Annotated in this window: 17 protein-coding genes, 4 tRNA genes and 1 pseudogene; 10 read left to right on the plus strand and 12 right to left on the minus strand. The window is 59.0% G+C overall.

The window, feature by feature from the left end; genetic code table 11:
* Window positions 1–8 precede the first annotated feature (8 nt).
* Window positions 9–722, minus strand: coding sequence for a UTRA domain-containing protein (locus ACEN8E_RS21080; protein ID WP_495589713.1), 714 nt, complete (start codon window positions 720–722; stop codon window positions 9–11).
* Window positions 723–1,085: 363 nt separating this feature from the next.
* On the opposite strand from ACEN8E_RS21080, the gene ACEN8E_RS21085 reads away from it, so the two are divergent.
* From ACEN8E_RS21085 to ACEN8E_RS21110, 6 genes are all read left to right on the plus strand, one after another.
* On the plus strand, window positions 1,086–2,150 hold the full coding sequence (locus ACEN8E_RS21085; protein WP_495589714.1) for an ABC transporter substrate-binding protein: 1,065 nt from the start codon (window positions 1,086–1,088) through the stop codon (window positions 2,148–2,150).
* Window positions 2,151–2,324: 174 nt separating this feature from the next.
* Window positions 2,325–3,131, plus strand: a complete 807-nt coding sequence (locus tag ACEN8E_RS21090) for an alkaline phosphatase family protein (protein WP_495589715.1) — start codon at window positions 2,325–2,327, stop codon at window positions 3,129–3,131.
* A 5-nt stretch (window positions 3,132–3,136) separates the two neighbouring features.
* On the plus strand, window positions 3,137–3,973 hold the full coding sequence (locus tag ACEN8E_RS21095; RefSeq protein ID WP_495593364.1) for an ABC transporter permease: 837 nt from the start codon (window positions 3,137–3,139) through the stop codon (window positions 3,971–3,973).
* On the plus strand, window positions 3,960–4,760 hold the full coding sequence (locus tag ACEN8E_RS21100) for an ABC transporter permease (protein WP_495589716.1): 801 nt from the start codon (window positions 3,960–3,962) through the stop codon (window positions 4,758–4,760). Before ACEN8E_RS21095 ends, ACEN8E_RS21100 begins: the two co-directional genes overlap by 14 nt.
* A complete protein-coding gene (locus tag ACEN8E_RS21105) occupies window positions 4,757–5,746 on the plus strand; it encodes an ABC transporter ATP-binding protein (protein ID WP_495589717.1) in 990 nt (329 codons plus the stop codon). The genes ACEN8E_RS21100 and ACEN8E_RS21105 overlap by 4 nt, the downstream gene beginning before the upstream one ends.
* Before the next feature lie 34 nt (window positions 5,747–5,780).
* Window positions 5,781–6,434, plus strand: coding sequence for an HAD family hydrolase (locus ACEN8E_RS21110; RefSeq protein ID WP_495589718.1), 654 nt, complete (start codon window positions 5,781–5,783; stop codon window positions 6,432–6,434).
* A 122-nt stretch (window positions 6,435–6,556) separates the two neighbouring features.
* Here ACEN8E_RS21110 and ACEN8E_RS21115 read toward each other — a convergent pair whose 3' ends face one another.
* The gene (locus ACEN8E_RS21115) at window positions 6,557–7,519 is read right to left on the minus strand and encodes an NAD(P)H-quinone oxidoreductase (RefSeq protein ID WP_495589719.1); all 963 of its coding nucleotides are present in this window, start codon (window positions 7,517–7,519) and stop codon (window positions 6,557–6,559) included.
* Window positions 7,520–7,657: 138 nt separating this feature from the next.
* Here ACEN8E_RS21115 and ACEN8E_RS21120 point away from each other — a divergent pair, with 138 nt between their 5' ends.
* Complete coding sequence (locus tag ACEN8E_RS21120; protein WP_495593365.1) at window positions 7,658–9,739, plus strand: carboxy terminal-processing peptidase; 2,082 nt, start codon at window positions 7,658–7,660, stop codon at window positions 9,737–9,739.
* Between the two features lie 144 nt (window positions 9,740–9,883).
* Window positions 9,884–11,674, plus strand: a complete 1,791-nt coding sequence (locus ACEN8E_RS21125) for a bifunctional diguanylate cyclase/phosphodiesterase (protein ID WP_495589720.1) — start codon at window positions 9,884–9,886, stop codon at window positions 11,672–11,674.
* A 119-nt stretch (window positions 11,675–11,793) separates the two neighbouring features.
* Here ACEN8E_RS21125 and ACEN8E_RS21130 read toward each other — a convergent pair whose 3' ends face one another.
* From ACEN8E_RS21130 to bamJ, 5 genes are all read right to left on the minus strand, one after another.
* Window positions 11,794–12,204 (minus strand): SEL1-like repeat protein, encoded by a 411-nt coding sequence (locus tag ACEN8E_RS21130; RefSeq protein WP_495589721.1) that lies wholly within the window; start codon window positions 12,202–12,204, stop codon window positions 11,794–11,796.
* Window positions 12,205–12,576 (minus strand): hypothetical protein, encoded by a 372-nt coding sequence (locus ACEN8E_RS21135; protein WP_007898892.1) that lies wholly within the window; start codon window positions 12,574–12,576, stop codon window positions 12,205–12,207.
* On the minus strand, window positions 12,573–12,914 hold the full coding sequence (locus ACEN8E_RS21140; RefSeq protein WP_495589722.1) for a helix-turn-helix domain-containing protein: 342 nt from the start codon (window positions 12,912–12,914) through the stop codon (window positions 12,573–12,575). Before ACEN8E_RS21140 ends, ACEN8E_RS21135 begins: the two co-directional genes overlap by 4 nt.
* Before the next feature lie 115 nt (window positions 12,915–13,029).
* The gene (locus tag ACEN8E_RS21145) at window positions 13,030–13,485 is read right to left on the minus strand and encodes a YkvA family protein (protein WP_495589723.1); all 456 of its coding nucleotides are present in this window, start codon (window positions 13,483–13,485) and stop codon (window positions 13,030–13,032) included.
* 292 nt (window positions 13,486–13,777) lie between these two features.
* Window positions 13,778–14,494: a BamJ family beta-barrel-assembly machinery protein gene (bamJ, locus tag ACEN8E_RS21150; protein WP_495589724.1), complete on the minus strand. Its 717-nt coding sequence runs from the start codon at window positions 14,492–14,494 to the stop codon at window positions 13,778–13,780.
* Window positions 14,495–14,917: 423 nt separating this feature from the next.
* Between bamJ and ACEN8E_RS21155 the strand changes: the two are divergent.
* Window positions 14,918–15,127: pseudogene (locus ACEN8E_RS21155) on the plus strand (catalase family protein); the annotation flags it as partial.
* Here ACEN8E_RS21155 and ACEN8E_RS21160 read toward each other — a convergent pair.
* The 5 genes from ACEN8E_RS21160 to ACEN8E_RS21180 all read right to left on the minus strand — a co-directional run bounded on the left by ACEN8E_RS21160 (window position 15,128) and on the right by ACEN8E_RS21180 (window position 17,229).
* The gene (locus ACEN8E_RS21160; RefSeq protein WP_495589725.1) at window positions 15,128–16,477 is read right to left on the minus strand and encodes a hypothetical protein; all 1,350 of its coding nucleotides are present in this window, start codon (window positions 16,475–16,477) and stop codon (window positions 15,128–15,130) included.
* Between the two features lie 210 nt (window positions 16,478–16,687).
* Window positions 16,688–16,764, minus strand: a tRNA-Asp gene (locus tag ACEN8E_RS21165).
* A gap of 19 nt (window positions 16,765–16,783) precedes the next feature.
* A tRNA-Val gene (locus ACEN8E_RS21170) sits at window positions 16,784–16,859 on the minus strand.
* Between the two features lie 198 nt (window positions 16,860–17,057).
* Window positions 17,058–17,134, minus strand: a tRNA-Asp gene (locus ACEN8E_RS21175).
* 19 nt (window positions 17,135–17,153) lie between these two features.
* A tRNA-Val gene (locus tag ACEN8E_RS21180) sits at window positions 17,154–17,229 on the minus strand.
* A gap of 159 nt (window positions 17,230–17,388) precedes the next feature.
* Between ACEN8E_RS21180 and rdgC the strand changes: the two genes are divergently transcribed.
* The gene (gene rdgC, locus ACEN8E_RS21185) at window positions 17,389–18,309 is read left to right on the plus strand and encodes a recombination-associated protein RdgC (RefSeq protein ID WP_007969735.1); all 921 of its coding nucleotides are present in this window, start codon (window positions 17,389–17,391) and stop codon (window positions 18,307–18,309) included.
* Window positions 18,310–18,384: the final 75 nt, after the last annotated feature.

The following is an 18,384-nucleotide window of genomic DNA, read 5'->3' on the forward strand; positions in this document are numbered from 1 at the left end:
GTCGGACGTTAGACCACATCCACCCCGACATGAATCGCATCATGCCGCCAGAACTCCAGATCGCAGTCGATCAAGCGTTCATGCTGGTCATAGTTGACCCGGGCAATCTGCAAGCCCGGGCTGCCCGCCGACACCTTCAACGCCGCCGCCGCGTCCACCGACAACGCCGTGGGCACAATCTCGAAACGCACCCGCCCGTAATGCAAATCGTAATGCCGCGCGTACAACTCGGTGATTGATTGATTCAAATCGAAATCGAGGATCCCGGGAAAATACAGCGGGTTCAGATAATGCTCCACATACAGCACCAGTCGCCCGTCGATCCGCCGAGCGCGGCAGATCTGGATCACGCTCGACAGCGCCGGTAATTGCAACCAGGCGCAGACCGCCGCCGATGCCGGTTGCAAGCGCGCCGAAATCACCTCGGTGGATGGCACTCGCCCCTGCGCGCTGACCATCGCGTGAAAGTGGCTGCGCTGCATCAGGTTGTACGCCAGGCGCGGCGGCGAGACGAACCAGCCGCGGCGCTCCTCGCGGTAGATCTGCCCCTGTGACTCCAGCTGCAACAACGCCTCACGCAAAGTGATCCGCGTGGTACCGAACAACTCACTGAGCTTGCGCTCAGCCGGCAACTTGCTGCCGGGAGCCAACAGACCGTGGTCGATCTGCTCCTGAAGCACCTGGCCGATGGCGGTTACCGCTTTTGTTGCCTCGTCACGCATCAACGTTTCCTATCTGGACTAGACCAGCACCAATTCTGGGCAGAACCGCAGCGCAAACCGGCTCATTCAATAGTCTGCAAGCGTAGGCAGTGCAGATGACCGAGATGTGACAAAGCTGCCGAACGGTCGCCATACGCTGCCTGCAAGAACCTGCAATTCATCGGCCAAGTCCCTTGCCAGCCGGGGCCTTGCCCATGGTCTACGCTTATCAGGCCACTGGCGATACCGTCGAACAAATAGTCGTCCCGGGCGACGAACGACATCAAAGTGTCATCCAGCCCCCTTAAATTGGCTCAGGTATTGCTGACCTAGACCAACACCAACCGCAATCGCAGCGTTGAACACGACCCAAGGAGCTTCGGAATGAAACAGTTTTTCCTGGCATCACTGTTAGGCTCGACCATTGCCATGTGCACCGCCGCCATGGCGGCTGATGATTTGAAAACCCTGGAAGCCGCTGCGAAAGCGGAAGGCGCCGTCAACAGCGTCGGCATGCCCGATGACTGGGCCAACTGGAAAGGCACCTGGGAAGACCTGGCCAAGACCTATGGCCTGAAACACATCGACACCGACATGAGCTCGGCCCAGGAAATCGCCAAGTTCGCCGCTGAAAAAGACAACGCCAGCGCCGACATCGGCGACGTCGGCGCAGCGTTCGGCCCGATCGCGGTCAAGCAGAACGTTACCCAGCCCTACAAGCCATCCACCTGGGACCAGGTACCGACCTGGGCCAAAGACAAGGACGGCCACTGGGCACTGGCCTACACCGGCACCATCGCTTTCATCGTCAACAAGAAGTTGCTGCACGGCTCCGAAGCCCCGACCAAGTGGGCTGACCTCAAGGGCGGCAAATACAAAGTGTCCATCGGTGACGTGAGCACCGCAGCCCAGGCCGCCAACGGCGTACTGGCCGCTGCACTGGCCAACGGTGGCGACGAGAAAAACCTCGATCCTGCCCTGAAACTGTTCGCCGACATCGCCAAGCAAGGTCGCCTGTCGATGGCCAACCCGACCATCGCCACCATGGAAAAGGGCGAGATCGAAGTCGGCGTGGTCTGGGACTTCAACGGCTTGAGCTACAAGGCCAAGATGGCCAACCCGGATGACTACGTGGTGCTGATCCCGTCCGACGGTTCGGTGATTTCCGGCTACACCACCATCATCAACAAGTACGCGAAGAACCCGAACGCCGCCAAGCTGGCCCGCGAGTACATCTTCAGCGACGCCGGCCAGATCAACCTGGCCAAGGGCAACGCCCGTCCGATCCGCGCCGAGCACCTGACCCTGCCAGCCGAAGTGCAGGCCAAGCTGCTGCCTAACGAGCAGTACAAGAAAGTCACGCCGATCAAGGACGCGGATGCGTGGGAAAAGACTTCCAAGGCCCTGCCTCAGAAGTGGAATGAAGAAGTCATTGTTGAAATGAAGTAATGCTGTAGATCCCCACTTCGGGATCTGATGCCCCCCCTGTGGGAGCGAGCCTGCTCGCGAAGGCGGCTCAACATTCAAAGCCTGTGTTGAATGTCAGACCGCTTTCGCGAGCAGGCTCGCTCCCACAGTGGACTGAGTCAATTCGAATTCCTGTTTTGCGGAGCTCCAGCCCCTATGAAACACAACGTCATCCTTGTCGTGCTCGACGGCCTCAACTACGAAGTCGCCCGCCACGCCATGGGGCACCTTCAGGCTTACGTTGGCGCCGGACGCGCCGCACTCTACAAACTGGAGTGCGAGTTGCCGGCCCTGTCCCGCCCGCTGTACGAATGCATCCTGACCGGCGTACCGCCAATCGACAGCGGCATCGTCCACAACAACGTCTCGCGCCTGTCCAACCAGCGCAGCATCTATCACTACGCCACCGACGCCGGTCTTGTGACTGCCGCGGCGGCTTATCACTGGGTCAGTGAGCTGTACAACCGTTCGCCCTTCGTCCCGGCCCGGGATCGCCACACCGATGACCCGCAACTGCCGATCCAGCACGGGCATTTCTACTGGAACGACCACTACCCCGATTCGCACCTGTTCGCCGACGCCGAAAGCCTGCGTCAGCGTCATGCGCCGGACTTCCTGTTGATCCACCCGATGAACATCGACGACGCCGGGCACAAGCACGGCCTCGACACCCCGCAGTACCGCAACAGCGCCCGCTCGGCCGACATCATCCTGGCCGACTACCTGCAAGGCTGGCTCGATGCCGGTTACCAGGTGCTGGTCACCGCCGACCACGGCATGAACAACGACCGCTCCCATAACGGCCTGCTGCCCGAAGAACGCGAAGTGCCGCTGTTCGTGCTCGGCGATGCCTTCAGCTTCAACACCAAAGCCGCGCCAAAACAGACCGACATCTGCGGCACCGTCTGCGAACTGCTGGGCGTGCCCCATGACAAACCCGTGTGCCGGGAGCTGCTCAAGTGACCTCCATGACGCGCGGCAAATGGCTGGCAGCATTGTGTCTGGTGCCCTTCGCCCTGTTCTTTATCGTGTTCGAAATCGCCCCGCTGGTGTGGGTGGTGATCAACAGCCTGGAATCGGAAGAGTTTGGCTGGGGCATCGCCAATTTCACCAGGATCTTCAATTCAAAGTTCTATATGCAAGCGATCCAGTACAGCCTCGAGATCAGCTTCTGGTCGAGCGTATTCGGGATCATCATCGCCGTGCTCGGGGCCTATTCCTTGCGCCGGGTCGACTCGAAACTGCGCAATTTCGTCAACGCCTTCGCCAACATGACCAGCAACTTCGCCGGCGTGCCCCTGGCTTTTGCGTTCATCATCCTGCTGGGTTTCAACGGCACCTTCACCATCATGCTCAAACAGGCCGGCATCATTCAGGATTTCAACCTGTATTCGAAAACCGGGGTGATCATTCTCTACACCTACTTCCAGATTCCCCTTGGCGTGCTGCTGCTCTACCCGGCCTTCGACGCCTTGCGCGAAGACTGGCGCGAGTCCGCCGCACTGCTCGGCGCGAACGGCTGGCAGTTCTGGCGCCACATCGGCCTGCCGGTGCTGACCCCGGCACTGCTTGGCACCTTCGTGATTTTGCTGGCCAATGCCCTCGGCGCCTATGCCACGGTGTACGCCCTGACCACCGGCAACTTCAACGTGATGCCGATCCGCATCGCGGCGATGGTGTCCGGGGACATTTCCCTGGACCCGAACCTGGCGAGCGCCCTGGCCGTAGTGCTGGTGGCCTTGATGACCCTGGTGACCATCGTGCATCAGCTGCTGTTGAAGAGGAGCTACCATGTCTCGCGCTGAATCGGGCCCCATCGGTATCTACCACCGGGTAGTGGTCTACCTGCTGTTCGCCATTCTGTTGTTGCCGCTGCTCGGCACCTTTATCTATTCGATTTCCAGCAGTTGGTCGGCCACCATCCTGCCCAGCGGTTTCAGCATCAAATGGTATGTGCAGCTGTGGAGCGATCCGCGCTTCCTGCAAGCGTTCGGGCAATCGCTGCTGGTTTGCGTTGGTTCATTGATACTTTCGGTAGTGCTGATTCTGCCGTTGCTGTTCGTGGTGCATTACCACTTCCCGAAACTCGACGCGCTGATGAACATCCTGATCCTGCTGCCCTTCGCCGTGCCGCCGGTGGTGTCGTCGGTAGGGCTGTTGCAGCTCTACGGTTCCGGGCCGTTCGCCATGGTCGGCACGCCATGGATACTGATCGGCTGCTACTTCACCGTGGCGCTGCCGTTCATGTACCGGGCGATCACCAACAACCTGCAGGCGATCAACCTGCGCGACCTGATGGACGCCTCCCAACTGCTCGGTGCCAGCACCTGGCAAGCGGCGATCCTGGTGGTGCTGCCGAACCTGCGCAAAGGCCTGATGGTGGCATTGCTGCTGTCGTTCTCGTTCCTGTTCGGTGAGTTCGTGTTCGCCAACATCCTCGTCGGCACCCGCTACGAAACCTTGCAGGTCTACCTCAACAACATGCGCAACAGCAGCGGCCACTTCACCAGTGCGCTGGTGATTTCCTACTTCTTCTTCGTGCTGGTTCTGACCTGGGCGGCCAATATCTTGAACAAGGACAAAAGCGAATGAGCTATGTCAGCGTCCAACATCTGCAAAAGAATTACGCGGGCACCACGGTGTTCAGCGACATCAACTGCGAAATCCAGAAAGGCGAATTCGTCACCCTGCTCGGCCCGTCCGGCTGCGGCAAATCCACACTGCTGCGTTGCATCGCCGGGCTGACTCCGGTGGATGGCGGCAAGATCCTGCTCGATGGTGTCGATATCGTGCCATTGAGCCCGCAGAAACGCGGGATCGGCATGGTGTTCCAGAGTTATGCGCTGTTCCCCAACATGACCGTCGAGCAGAACGTCGCCTTCGGTTTGCGCATGCAGAAGGTCAACGCCGACGACAGCCAGAAGCGCGTCGCCGAAGTGCTGAGACTGGTGGAGCTGCAGGATTTTGCCGCCCGCTATCCGCATCAGCTGTCCGGTGGCCAATGCCAGCGCGTTGCCCTCGCCCGCTCGCTGGTCACCCGACCACGGCTGTTGTTGCTGGACGAACCGCTGTCGGCCCTCGATGCGCGTATCCGCAAGCACCTGCGCGAACAGATCCGTCAGATCCAGCGCGAACTGGGGCTGACCACGATTTTCGTCACACACGATCAGGAAGAAGCCCTGACCATGTCTGACCGGATTTTCCTGATGAATCAGGGAAAAATCGTACAAAGCGGCGACGCCGAAACCCTCTATACCGCGCCCGTGGATGTGTTCGCCGCCGGGTTCATCGGCAACTACAACCTGCTGGACGCCGCCGCGGCCTCGAAGCTGTTGCAACGGCCGGTCAACCATCGCATCGCCATTCGCCCGGAGGCCATCGAGCTGAGCCTCAACGGCGAGCTGGACGCGCAGGTGCGCAGCCACAGCCTGCTGGGCAACGTGATTCGCTACCGAATCGAAGCCAGGGGCGTGGAACTGGTGGTGGACGTGCTCAACCGTTCGGCGGTCGACTTGCATCCCGACGGTCAGCGGCTGGCGCTTTCCATCGATCCGACGGCCCTGTGTGAGGTAGCCTGATGCCTTTGCTTATCCTGAAGAGAGAACTGCACTGATGGCCCTGGCAATTTTTGATCTGGACGAAACCCTGATCCACGGCGACTGCGCCACCCTCTGGAGCGAACAGATGGGACGACTGGGCTGGGTCGATCCCGAGTCGTTCATGCGACAGAACAACGCGCTGATGGACGCCTACAGCCACGGCAAACTGCGCATGGAAGACTACATGACCTTCAGCCTGGAGCCGATGATCGGCCGCACGCCGCAAGAGGTCGAGCATCTGGTTGGCCCTTGGGTGGAAGACTACATCGAGCCAATCATTTTCAGCGACGCCACCAAAACCATCGCGGCGCATCGCAAGGCCGGCGACCGGATTCTGGTGATCTCGGCCTCGGGCACTCATCTGGTCGGCCCCATTGCCGAGCGTCTGGGCATCGACGAGATTCTCGGCATTGAACTGGAAGTGGCCCACGGCGTTTACACCGGCCATACCGTCGGCACCCTGACCTACCGTGAAGGCAAGATCACCCGCCTGCTGGAATGGCTGGATGCGCAAGAGGAAAACCTCGAAGACGCGAGTTTCTATTCCGACTCACGCAACGACCTGCCGCTGTTGCTGAAGGTGGACTTCCCCCACGTGGTCAACCCCGATCCGGTGCTGCGCGAGCAGGCTGAAAAGGCCGGCTGGCCGATTCACGACTGGAAATAACAGATAACCCTGTAGGAGCGAGCTCGCTCGCGATGGTCGTGAACGATGACGCGTGCTACCTGATAATCAGCGTCGTCTTCAAGTTCATCGCGAGCGAGCTCGCTCCTACAGGTTCCGTGTTCTCAGGTGAGGCTTTCGTCAATCACCAGCACCACCTTCCCCGCCACGGTATTACTCGCCAACTCGGCAAACGCCGCCTCGGCATCCTTGATCGGGAATGTCCTGGCCAGTTGCGGGTTCAAGCGCCCTTCGGCGAACAACGGCCACACATGCTGGCTCAGGTCGCTGAACAGATCGGCCTTGAACTGATCATCACGGCTGCGCAGCGTCGAACCCAGCAAATGCACTCGCTTGGCCAGCACCTGGGCCAGGTCCAGCTTGGCCTCGCGCCCGCCCATCAGACCGATCAACACCCAACGGCCATCCTGCGCGAGCAGCTTGAGGTTCAACGCCGCATAATTGCCGCCCACCGGGTCGAGTATCACGTCGAACGGCCCCAGGTCCCGCAAGCCCTCCAGATCATCGTTACGCACCACGCCGCCCTGGGCGCCGAGTGCTTCGCAGTATGCCAGTCGCTCGGCAGAGCCGACGCTGACCCAGCACGGGTTACCGAAGGCCTTGCACAGCTGAATGGCCGCTGAACCAATTCCACTTGCCCCGGCGTGCAGAAGCACTTTCTGACCCGGTTTGAGCGCCGCCAGTTGAAACAGATTCAGCCAGACTGTTGCATAGACTTCCGGCAATGCCGCCGCCTCGACCAGTGACATTCCGTCGGGAACCGGCAATACATGCCGCCCGTCGACAACCACCTCTTCGGCCATCCCGCCCCCGGCCAGCAAGGCGCAAACCCGATCGCCCACCTGCCAGGAAGACCCGGCGCCGACCTCGCTGATCACGCCGGAGCACTCTAGACCGAGCACCTGACTGGCCCCGGGCGGTGGAGGATAAAGGCCGGCCTTCTGCAACAAATCGGCGCGATTGAGGCCCGATGCCGCCACTCGAATACGAACTTGTCCTGCATCGCACGCAGGACTCGGCTCATCAACCCATACCACTTGACCGTCAACGCCTTGCAATGCTTTCACAGTGCCTCCATAGTGAGTCTGGACTGAGCCCGAAGCTGTAGCGCCGGGCTTTTTGCATTATGCGACCGGCTCCAAAAGAGTCGGCGACTTCAAAGACGGCCTAATATGCGTTATCAATTGTCCCCGCGTCGAATCAGCATGAAGCATCTGTTCCCCAGCACTGCCCTCGCCTTGTTCATCGGTATCGGCTTGCTGCCGATGTCGAGCAATACATTCGCAGCCAATAGCTGGGACAAGCTTCAACCCGATCGTGACGAAGTGATCGCCAGTCTGAACGTCGTGGAGTTGCTCAAACGCCACCACTACAGCAAGCCGCCACTCGATGACGCACGCTCGGTGATCATCTACGACAGCTACCTCAAGCTGCTGGATCCGTCGCGCAGCTACTTCATGGCCAGCGACATTGCCGAATTCGACAAGTGGAAGACGCAGTTCGACGACTTCCTCAAGAGCGGCGACCTGAACGCCGGGTTCACCATCTACAAGCGCTACCTGGACCGCGTGAAGGCGCGTCTGGACTTCGCCCTTGCCGAACTTGGCAAAGGCGTCGACAAGATTGATTTCACCACCAGGGAAAACTTGCTGATCGACCGCAAGGACGCCCCTTGGCTCAAATCCACCGCAGAACTCGACGACCTGTGGCGCAAACGCGTCAAGGATGAAGTACTGCGGATGAAGATCGCCGGCAAAGAGCCCAAGCAGATCCAGGAAACCCTGACCAAGCGCTACAAGAACCAGTTGGCACGCCTGGACCAGACCCGTGCGGAAGACATCTTCCAGGCGTACATCAACACCTTCGCCATGTCCTACGACCCGCACACCAACTATCTGTCGCCGGATAACGCGGAGAACTTCGACATCAACATGAGCCTGTCCCTGGAGGGCATCGGCGCTGTGTTGCAGAGCGATAACGACCAGGTGAAAGTCGTGCGCCTGGTGCCGGCAGGCCCGGCGGACAAGACCAAGCTGGTTGCACCGGCCGACAAGATCATCGGCGTGGCCCAGGGCAACAAAGAGATGGTCGACGTGGTGGGCTGGCGTCTGGACGAAGTGGTCAAGCTGATCCGTGGTCCGAAAGGCACCGTGGTGCGTCTGGAAGTGATTCCGGCCAGCAATGCGCCGAACGACCAGACCAGCAAGATCGTGCCGATCACCCGTGAAGCGGTGAAGCTCGAAGACCAGGCCGTGAAAAAGTCGGTGCTGAACCTGAAGCAGGACGGCAAGGACTACAAGCTCGGCATTATCGAAATCCCGGCGTTCTACCTGGACTTCAAGGCCTTCCGCGCTGGCGATCCGGACTACAAGAGCACCACCCGCGACGTCAAGAAACTGCTGACCGAGTTGCAGAAAGAGAAAGTCGACGGCGTGGTGATCGACCTGCGTAACAACGGCGGCGGTTCCTTGCAAGAGGCCACCGAGCTGACCAGCCTGTTCATCGACAAAGGCCCGACCGTGCTGGTGCGCAACGCCGATGGCCGTGTCGATGTCCTCGAAGATGAAAACCCGGGCGCGTTCTACAAAGGCCCGATGGCGTTGCTGGTCAACCGCCTGTCCGCCTCGGCGTCGGAGATTTTTGCCGGCGCCATGCAGGACTACCACCGCGCGCTGATCATCGGCGGCCAGACCTTCGGCAAAGGCACCGTGCAGACCATTCAGCCGCTCAACCATGGCGAACTGAAACTGACCCTGGCCAAGTTCTACCGGGTTTCCGGGCAGAGCACCCAGCATCAGGGTGTCCTGCCGGACATCGATTACCCGTCGATCATCGACACCAAGGAAATCGGTGAAAGCGCCCTGCCGGAAGCCATGCCGTGGGACACCATCAAGGCTGCAATCAAGCCTGCCGTGGACCCGTTCAAGCCGTACATTTCGCAGCTCAAGTCCGAGCATGACGTGCGCACGGCCAAGGATGCGGAGTTCGTGTTCATCCGTGACAAGCTGGCCCTGGCGCAGAAACTGATGGCCGAAAAGACCGTCAGCCTCAATGAAGCCGAGCGTCGCGCCCAGCACGCCGACATTGAAGCCAAACAGCTGGCCATGGAAAACATCCGTCGCAAGGCCAAGGGCGAAGAACCGCTCAAAGAGCTGAAGAAAGAAGACGAGGATGCCATTGCGGCCGAGGATGCCAAGACCAAACCGGAAGACGATGCCTACCTGAGCGAAACCGGGCGGATTCTGCTGGACTACCTGAAACTCAACACGGCGGTGGCCAAGCACTGAGTTTTGCAAACAATGATGGCAATTTAATGCTGAGGCTCCCCGGGGCGTCATTAAACAGTCATCATTCTGTCGTGAAATAAAGGATCGGGCGTGCACTTTTTACCAAGGGCACGCCCGGTCCTTTTTTAATCGCCAGAGATCGCCATGACCACAACCGAACAGCTGAGTGCATTGAGCTCGATTCTGACTCAAGGCGGTTTGCACAGCCTGTTCCAGCCGATCATCAGCCTCTCTGAACGGCGCATTCTCGGTTACGAAGCCCTCAGTCGCGGCCCCTCCAACAGCCCTCTGCACTCCCCTGTCGCCCTGTTTGCCGTCGCCCGCCAGGCCGGACGCCTGAGCGAGCTGGAAATTGCCTGCCGCGAAAGCGCATGCCGACGTTTCAATGAGCAACAACTGCCTGGCCTGTTGTTCCTTAACGTCTCTCCGGAATCCCTGCTCGAAGCGGCGCATCAACCGGGGCGTACCCTGCAATTGCTGCAGGACTTCGGCATTCCGCCGAGCCAGGTGGTCATCGAGCTCACGGAACAGACGCCAACGGATGATTTCCAGCTGCTGCAAACCGCCCTGCATCACTATCGGGCGATGGGGTTTTCGATTGCGCTGGATGATCTCGGGGCGGGCTATTCGAGTTTGCGGCTGTGGTCCGAGCTACGGCCGGATTACGTGAAAATCGACCGGCATTTCATTGATGGCATTCATCAGGATGCGCTCAAGCGCGAGTTCGTCGGCTCGATCCTGCAAATCGCCAAGGCCTCGCGGGCACAAGTCATCGCCGAAGGTATCGAGCTATCCGAAGAGCTCACGGTGCTGACCGAAATGGGCGTGGACCTGGTGCAGGGCTACCTGCTCTGTCGCCCCCAGGAACACCCACCGCGGGATGCCCGGGCATTGATGCCCCGACAGGACAGCACCGCCGTTGTATTGAGCGAAGACGGCAGCGACCTCAGTGCCCTGCTCAACGAGCAACCCGCAGTGAACCGGGACACCCCGACCGCCACGGTGCTCGAAGCCTTTCGCCGCCAGGCCAACCTGAACTCGCTGGCGGTCGTGGATGACCAGGGCCAGCCCTGCGGCATTGTCCATCGCCATTCACTCTCCGACGCCCTGCTCAAGCCCTTTGCCACCGACCTGTTCGCCCGCAAGCCCATCAGCCGCCTGATGAGCGATGACTTCCTCGCCGTCGAACTGAACCAGTCGCTGCAACAAGTCAGCCGCCTGATCACCAGCCGCGCCCGCCAGCGTATCGAAGAAGACTTCATCATCACCCTCAATGGCGGCTATCTCGGGCTTGGCCGCGTAATAGACGTGCTCAAACTGATAACCGAACTGAAGATCCAGCAGGCCCGCTACGCCAACCCGCTGACCCTGCTGCCGGGCAACGTACCGATCCAGCAATGCCTGACGCGGCTGCTGCAACAGCAACGGGAATCGGTGATCTGCTACGTGGACATCGATAGCTTCAAACCCTTCAACGACATCTACGGCTATGGCCGCGGTGACGAAGTCCTGCTGTGCCTGGCGCAATGCCTGATCGACCGCGTCGACCCCTCCCGCGACTTCGTCGGCCACATCGGCGGTGACGATTTCCTGCTGGTGCTCGGCCCGGAAGACTGGCGCAAACGTTTGAACCAGTTGCTCGACGACTTCCAGAGCCAGTGCCGGCGCTTCTACCGCAACGAGCACCTGGAAGCCGGCTGCTTCATCGCACCGAATCGCCAGGGCGTGCGGCAGGAGTTTGCGCTGTTATCGCTGTCGATCGGGGTGGTGCACCTTCATCCACAGGCCTGTGCACAACTCGATGCGAGCCAGTTGGCGGAGCTGGCTTCGCAGGCCAAGCATCATGCGAAGAATGTGCAGGGCTACAGCGTGCACGTGATTGATAGTCTGGCGCAGCAGATGTCGTACGGGGAGTTGTTCGTGGGACAGCGGTGATTGAACTGACGCTTACGCGAGCAGGCTCGCTCCCACAGATGTCGAGTCAAATGTGGGTATTGCGAACGACACCAAATCCTGTGGGAGCGGGCCTGCTCGCGAAGGCGTCAGACCAGCCACTAACTATCCAAAGGACCGCGAGACGCCAACTCTTTGAGCTTGATCTCGGCCAACGGATGCCCGGCCTTCGCGGCGATCTCCCAGAACCGTGCCGCCTCGACCGGATCCGGCGCCTTGCTCGCCGTCCCGGCCAGGCTGATCACGCCCACTTGATACGCCGCCTTGCCATCGCCCGCCAACGCCGCCAGGCGCAACAAACGCACGCCCTCCTCACGAGCACCGAGGCCGACGCCACGAAACGTCAGGATGTGCCCATAGAAGCTCTGGGCGCCGACATTGCCCAGGTTGGCCATGCGGGCGAACTGGCCTTCGAGCCAGCGCCAGCCTCGTGGCTGACGGACAAACCATGACCAGTGAAACAATCGGCGCGCGAGCCAGTAACCGGCCCGTGCCTTGAGTTGTAAAAACACTCAGGCCTCGGCCGATTCCGGGTATTCGTACTCGAACACCCGCACCACTTCCGAAGCGTGCCAGGACGCGGCGGCAACGCCATCCGACGGCCCGGAAAAACGCCCGAGGCGCTCGACGCACTCAAAGAACCCGGTACGCGGCAAGCGGCTGGCGCCCTGACTGATCACCAGTGAACTGCGCAATGGTTGCTCCGCCCTCGCGTCCAGGGCCGCCAGATGCTCAAGGGCTGCCGTCAGGGTCTGCATGGCCGGGGTCGGCAGCTGCAAACGCTCCAGCAGTGCCCGATACGTCAACAGATGGCGCTGGCGCCGCGCCTGATCCAGTTCGCCCAGCAATCCGTCCCAGTGTTGACGACTGATGCGTACGCTCACGATTCATCCCTCCACCCTGGCACCGTCAATTCCCAGGCCAGGCTGCGGCGAATCGCGGCGTCGGGCAGACGCTCGCCACTTTCGATCATGGCCAGGTAAGACGGGCTGATGCCTACCGTGCGGGCCAGCGCCTCGATGGCGATGCCCTTTCCTTCGCGCAAACTGCGTAGTTGATCCAGCCCCGGAAGAATCGGGTCTGGTGTTGCCGCCTGAAGCTTCACGGCTTCAGGCGACGCTTGCTCTTTGATGCCTGCTGCTTTCAGTAACGCCTGATACTGAGCCCATGGCAGAACCGCATATTCGGGCTCGCCTTCGCGTGTAATTATCTGAATATCCATGACTACCCCGTAGGACAAAAACACTTAGCGAGTCGGCACTTTTCCTTAGAAGTGTAATCCTAACAGCGGCCAAGGTCGCGGGGGCGTATCAATCTGTGAACAGGTCGAAATCGACTCAGGTTTTTTTCGGACCTTGAAGTTGAAGTTGCTCGGGGGTATCAGGCAGACGCTCAACCACCGCGAGCTTTTCCGGTGCCTGCCGTTTGCGCCAGGTGCGGAAGGCATTGAGTTCGTCGTCGAGCACTTTCATCAGCCACGCCAATACCGCAATGTCATCGAGCATGCCGAATACCGGAATGAAATCCGGGATCGCATCCACCGGGCTGAGGAAGTACATCAGGCCCGCGACGACCGAAATCAGCGCCTTGGGGCTGATAGCGCGATATTCACCGCGCCAGTAGGCCAGGCAGAGTGCCTGCAACAGCTTCAAGTCGTCCTTGAGCCTGCCCAGTCGATTGCCTTGGCTCGCGTCTTTGCTGGCAACCGCAAACAGCAGGGTCGGCAAGCGACCGCGCGCCAGCAGGCGCCCGGCCAGTGGCAGGAAACGAGCGAAATTCCAGGGTGCTTTCATGATTTCTCCCGTTGAAATGTTATCCACACAAATTGTGGATAACCTTGTGAACAGAGCTGCTTTTCAGCGCTGAAAGCCCCGCTTTACAAGGCTTGCGTTCAGATCGGGCGTTTTTTACTCATCAAAAAAAACCCATAATTTCATTGACTTGGCGGCGTTGTGCGTCTACTGCCAACGCCACTATGCCTGAGACTCCGGTCTAGAACGTCTGTTCGTTTTGTTTACCCCTGCCGGGCGCCAGATGCAACAACGCCCCGCATGAGCGAGGCGTTGTTATCGAAGCAGACGCTGGTTACTTGGCAGCGCCGTCTTCTTTTGCCGGATCCTTGATGGCCAGCAGTTCCAGGTCGAATACCAGCACCGAATTGGCTGGAATCGCCGGGCTTGGGCTTTGAGCGCCGTAAGCCAGGTCAGCCGGGATGTACAGTTTGTACTTCTCGCCAACGTGCATCAGTTGCAGGCCTTCGACCCAACCCGGGATCACACCGCTGACCGGCAGATCGATCGGGCTGCCGCGCTCGACGGAGCTGTCGAATACGGTGCCGTTGGTCAGTTTGCCAGTGTAGTGAACGGTCACTACGTCAGTCGGCTTTGGCTGAGGGCCATCGGCTTTCTGCACAACTTCGTACTGCAGGCCCGAAGCCGTGGTGGTCACACCGGCTTTCTTGCCGTTTTCCTCGAGGAATTTCTTGCCGGCAGCGGCCGACTCTTCACTCATCTTGGCCATGCGCTCTTCGGCACGCTTTTGCAGTGCGGCGAACGCCTCGACCAGTTCTTCGTCCTTGAGCTTCTGCTCTTTCTTGCCGACGGCGTCTTCGATGCCCTGGGCTACAGCTTTGGAATCGAGATCATCCATGCCTTCCTGAGCCAGGCTCTTGCCCATGTTCAGGCCAATGCCGTAGGAAGCTTTTTGCGCCGGAGTTTTCAGCTCTACGCTGGTCTGCGAATCACAACCCGCGAGTACCAGGCTAACCAGGGCCACCGCCGCCGCCAACCGATGCTGTTTCATGCTATTTCCTTGTTCATGCGCCTAAAGGGCAATCGAGTAAAGCCGCGAGCTTATCAGGCCGCCACGACCAATGGCTACCGGCATGAGAGCCGGAAACACTTGATAAGTTCAGGTGTTTAAACGCTTTTCACAATTCGGCTGATGAAGCTTCTTTCATCTTGTTCCGACGCAGACTGATTCCAGAACCTGCAACATCCGGCGTAATGGCTTCTTGCCGCACCGTGGGGCCTTGGGCATAACGGCATGACAACTCGACAAGGATGTCTATCTTGCGCCTCTTCCTTCGCTCGCTGGCTCTCATCGCAGTACTGCTCGGGCTGGTCATGGCCGTGGTTCTTTACTACGTCGCCAACCCGAAGTTACCGGCCTGGTCGCCTGCACAACAGATCCATTACCTTGAGCAATGGAGCGCCGCCGTCCGTGAAAAGCGATGCGCCCTTCGAGACGGTGGCGCGGATCAAAGTACCGGCGCAGGACTTCGATACACCGGCGCTGAACCTGCAATGCGACAACCAGTCGTTCACCCCCTGGTTCGGCGTCGAAGCACATCGCCCTGTCGGCGGAATCAATCGCCTGCACAAGGCCGTGTATGAAGCCGTCAGCGACTACCGGCACAGGCGTAATGACAAATAATCACTCCAATACCTCAGGATCAACGCTGTCAACCGCAGCATGAGCACTGACCCTGCCGGCAGCCGGCCACGTCGCGCTTGGAAAAAGGACAGTCAGCTCCCCGGCAGCCGCTACTTTTTCAATGTATGTCTGCATGCTCATGCCCCCTGAGATGACTTGCTGCTCAATGCTTTGCTGGCTGTCGGATTCAGGCGCAAGAAGCTGCCGTAGCTCTGTCACTTTCGCGTTATCCGGATGAGTGAAACGCAACACCGCCCCATCGGGCGTATACAAAAACAAGCGATGAAGAGGTGCACTCGAAAGGCGATCCAGGCCGACTTTCAAATCTGCGGGGGAGAAGAAATTTTTATAGCGTTCAACTTCCGTGGAGGGCAGTTTGCTTGCAGGAGCTGGTTTGGTTGAATGGAAAAAACCATCGACTTGAAACTCTGCTGGAATCAGGGGATTACCATGCACATCCTTGGGAAAGAGCACCGTCCGGTTGAAAGTGGCGTAATCACTGACAATAGGGTCAGTGACGACAAATGATTTCTGCGTTCGATGCTTGAGAACAAGACCGACATGCTCTGACGAAAGATTGCGCATCCGGCAATTGAGAAATTGAGCTACCTCTTTGTCATCCTTGCAGATCGGCCCACAGATCGGCATCAGCTCAATCGGCGGACGTTGCGCCAATATATCGTCTCTCCAACTGGCTTTCAGCTTTCCCCTGCGCCTCCAAAGACTTCCGGGTAGCACCGTGGTCACCTCGCCCGCCGCCACTGCCAGCAAAATCAGAATGCTGCTTGGCACTGCACCCCTCTCATACAGGCTCTCGAACAAATTGAGTGTACCGCCCGGCTTTCTCGCTAACGTTGATGACAACTCCCGCTCAAACGCCGAGTCGATGGAGGTGTAGGAGATGAGGCCATTATCACTTCCCGACAGATAACACCTGGAGAACGTTCGCCGACGGGTCATCACCTCGAACATGTCAGACACCCTAAAGAAGAGCTTGCGCTGGCTCCACTCCACATCACTTTCCTGCAGACCTCGCAGCCCTTGTGCACGCGAAATGAACCGCGCTTCGATCGTGTATCCGGCAGGTATCTCTAATTCGCCGCTCAAACTCACAGATACGACCAGCGGCAGCGTCGGGTCTTGTTCCTCCTCAACTTTTTCTGCGGCATAAAAGTAGTGTCCGTTCTCGTTCTGAAGGATAAATCCAGCGAACTCGGTATCTCGTCGCTCTTTCAATGACTCATGCAAATAAGCAGCGGCATCATCGCAAGTGGTGAAGGCCCGGTTCGATTCAATGCCCGAATCAACCGTGGATGATGGAACAACCAGGTCATGCGTAGTGGATTTCATTGCTTCAGTCTCGGCTGGTAAAAATTTGCTCCATGACGGGGTTGGTCATGGAGAACATTGCCAGTGTCCGAAAGCTGAGTACCTGTCAGGCGGTATATATGTATATGCACGGTACGGGAGGGGGAATTGCCAAACGCCAGACAGCAAAAAGCCCGCACTAGGCGGGCTTTCTGTGGTGATCTGGCGTTCAGTGTTCCAGATTACCGAATATGGCGCAGCGGACGGGACTCGAACCCGCGACCCCCGGCGTGACAGGCCGGTATTCTAACCGACTGAACTACCGCTGCGCGAAACGCTTGAAACGAATGGTGGGTGATGACGGGATCGAACCGCCGACATTCTGCTTGTAAGGCAGACGCTCTCCCAGCTGAGCTAATCACCCTTCGCTTCGTTACGGGACGCATTATGCCACAGGTTTTTGTAAAGTGTTGATTTATTTGAAGTTTTTTTCAAAAAAATCTAAAAACCGGTGAAACGACACATCCCGCGGGTACAACGTACAAACTTGAGGCAGAAAAAAGCCCGCCTAAGCGGGCTTTTCCGTGGTGACCTGGCGTTCAGTGTTCCAGGTTACCGAATATGGCGCAGCGGACGGGACTCGAACCCGCGACCCCCGGCGTGACAGGCCGGTATTCTAACCGACTGAACTACCGCTGCGCTAAACACTTGAAACGAATGGTGGGTGATGACGGGATCGAACCGCCGACATTCTGCTTGTAAGGCAGACGCTCTCCCAGCTGAGCTAATCACCCTTCGCTTCGGTGTGGCGCGCATTCTACGGAGCGACCCAACCTCTGGCAAGCACTTTTTAAAATAATTTTCTCAGGCCTTCCAAAGGCTTAGAGAAAGGTTGGCCTATGGCACGGCGAAGACAATAATGCCCGCCTTTGTATAAAGGAGAGACTCACCCCATGTGGTTCAAAAACCTGCTTATCTATCGCCTGACCCAAGATCTGCCTGTTGATGCCGAGGCGTTGGAAACTGCACTGGCCACCAAACTGGCGCGCCCATGTGCAAGCCAGGAGTTGACCACCTACGGTTTCGTCGCGCCGTTCGGCAAAGGCGAAGATGCCCCACTGGTGCACGTCAGCGGTGACTTCCTGCTGGTGTCCGCGCGCAAGGAAGAACGTATTTTGCCGGGCAGCGTTGTGCGTGACGCCGTCAAGGAAAAGGTCGAAGAGATCGAAGCCGAGCAAATGCGCAAGGTCTATAAGAAGGAGCGCGACCAGATCAAGGATGAAATCATCCAGGCCTTCCTGCCACGCGCCTTTATCCGCCGCTCGTCGACCTTCGCCGCCATCGCGCCGAAACAGGGCCTGATCCTGGTCAACTCGGCCAGCCCGAAACGCGCCGAAGACCTGCTGTCGACCTTGCGCGAAGTGATCGGCACCCTGCCGGTGCGTCCACTGACCGTGAAAATGTCCCCGACCGCGACCATGACCGAGTGGGTCACCACGCAGAAAGCCGCAGACGATTTCTTTGTGCTGGACGAGTGCGAACTGCGCGACACCCACGAAGACGGCGGCATTGTGCGTTGCAAGCGCCAGGACCTGACCAGCGAAGAAATCCAGCTGCACCTGAGCACCGGCAAAGTGGTCACGCAACTGTCCCTGGCCTGGCAGGACAAACTGTCGTTCGTCCTCGACGACAAGATGGTGGTCAAGCGCCTGAAGTTCGAAGACCTGCTGCAAGACCAGGCGGAACAGGACGGCGGCGACGAAGCCCTGGGCCAACTGGACGCCAGCTTCACCCTGATGATGCTGACCTTCGGCGATTTCCTGCCGGCGCTGGTTGAAGCGCTGGGTGGCGAAGAGACTCCGCAAGGGATCTAAAGCCTGCCGGTTCCCCTGTGGGAGCGAGCCTGCTCGCGAAAGCGGAGTGTCAGTCGACATATAGATTGACTGCCC

Source organism: Pseudomonas sp. Pseusp9 (assembly GCF_059491265.1).

Bases quoted from the DNA above. Each gene is read 5' to 3' on its own strand.
- ACEN8E_RS21080 (WP_495589713.1), bottom strand. From the start codon at position 722: ATGCGTGACGAGGCAACAAAAGCGGTAACCGCCATCGGCCAGGTGCTT.
- ACEN8E_RS21085 (WP_495589714.1), top strand. From the start codon at position 1,086: ATGAAACAGTTTTTCCTGGCATCACTGTTAGGCTCGACCATTGCCATG.
- ACEN8E_RS21090 (WP_495589715.1), top strand. From the start codon at position 2,325: ATGAAACACAACGTCATCCTTGTCGTGCTCGACGGCCTCAACTACGAA.
- ACEN8E_RS21095 (WP_495593364.1), top strand. From the start codon at position 3,137: ATGACGCGCGGCAAATGGCTGGCAGCATTGTGTCTGGTGCCCTTCGCC.
- ACEN8E_RS21100 (WP_495589716.1), top strand. From the start codon at position 3,960: ATGTCTCGCGCTGAATCGGGCCCCATCGGTATCTACCACCGGGTAGTG.
- ACEN8E_RS21105 (WP_495589717.1), top strand. From the start codon at position 4,757: ATGAGCTATGTCAGCGTCCAACATCTGCAAAAGAATTACGCGGGCACC.
- ACEN8E_RS21110 (WP_495589718.1), top strand. From the start codon at position 5,781: ATGGCCCTGGCAATTTTTGATCTGGACGAAACCCTGATCCACGGCGAC.
- ACEN8E_RS21120 (WP_495593365.1), top strand. From the start codon at position 7,658: ATGAAGCATCTGTTCCCCAGCACTGCCCTCGCCTTGTTCATCGGTATC.
- ACEN8E_RS21125 (WP_495589720.1), top strand. From the start codon at position 9,884: ATGACCACAACCGAACAGCTGAGTGCATTGAGCTCGATTCTGACTCAA.
- ACEN8E_RS21140 (WP_495589722.1), bottom strand. From the start codon at position 12,914: ATGGATATTCAGATAATTACACGCGAAGGCGAGCCCGAATATGCGGTT.
- ACEN8E_RS21145 (WP_495589723.1), bottom strand. From the start codon at position 13,485: ATGAAAGCACCCTGGAATTTCGCTCGTTTCCTGCCACTGGCCGGGCGC.
- bamJ (WP_495589724.1), bottom strand. From the start codon at position 14,494: ATGAAACAGCATCGGTTGGCGGCGGCGGTGGCCCTGGTTAGCCTGGTA.
- ACEN8E_RS21160 (WP_495589725.1), bottom strand. From the start codon at position 16,477: ATGAAATCCACTACGCATGACCTGGTTGTTCCATCATCCACGGTTGAT.
- rdgC (WP_007969735.1), top strand. From the start codon at position 17,389: ATGTGGTTCAAAAACCTGCTTATCTATCGCCTGACCCAAGATCTGCCT.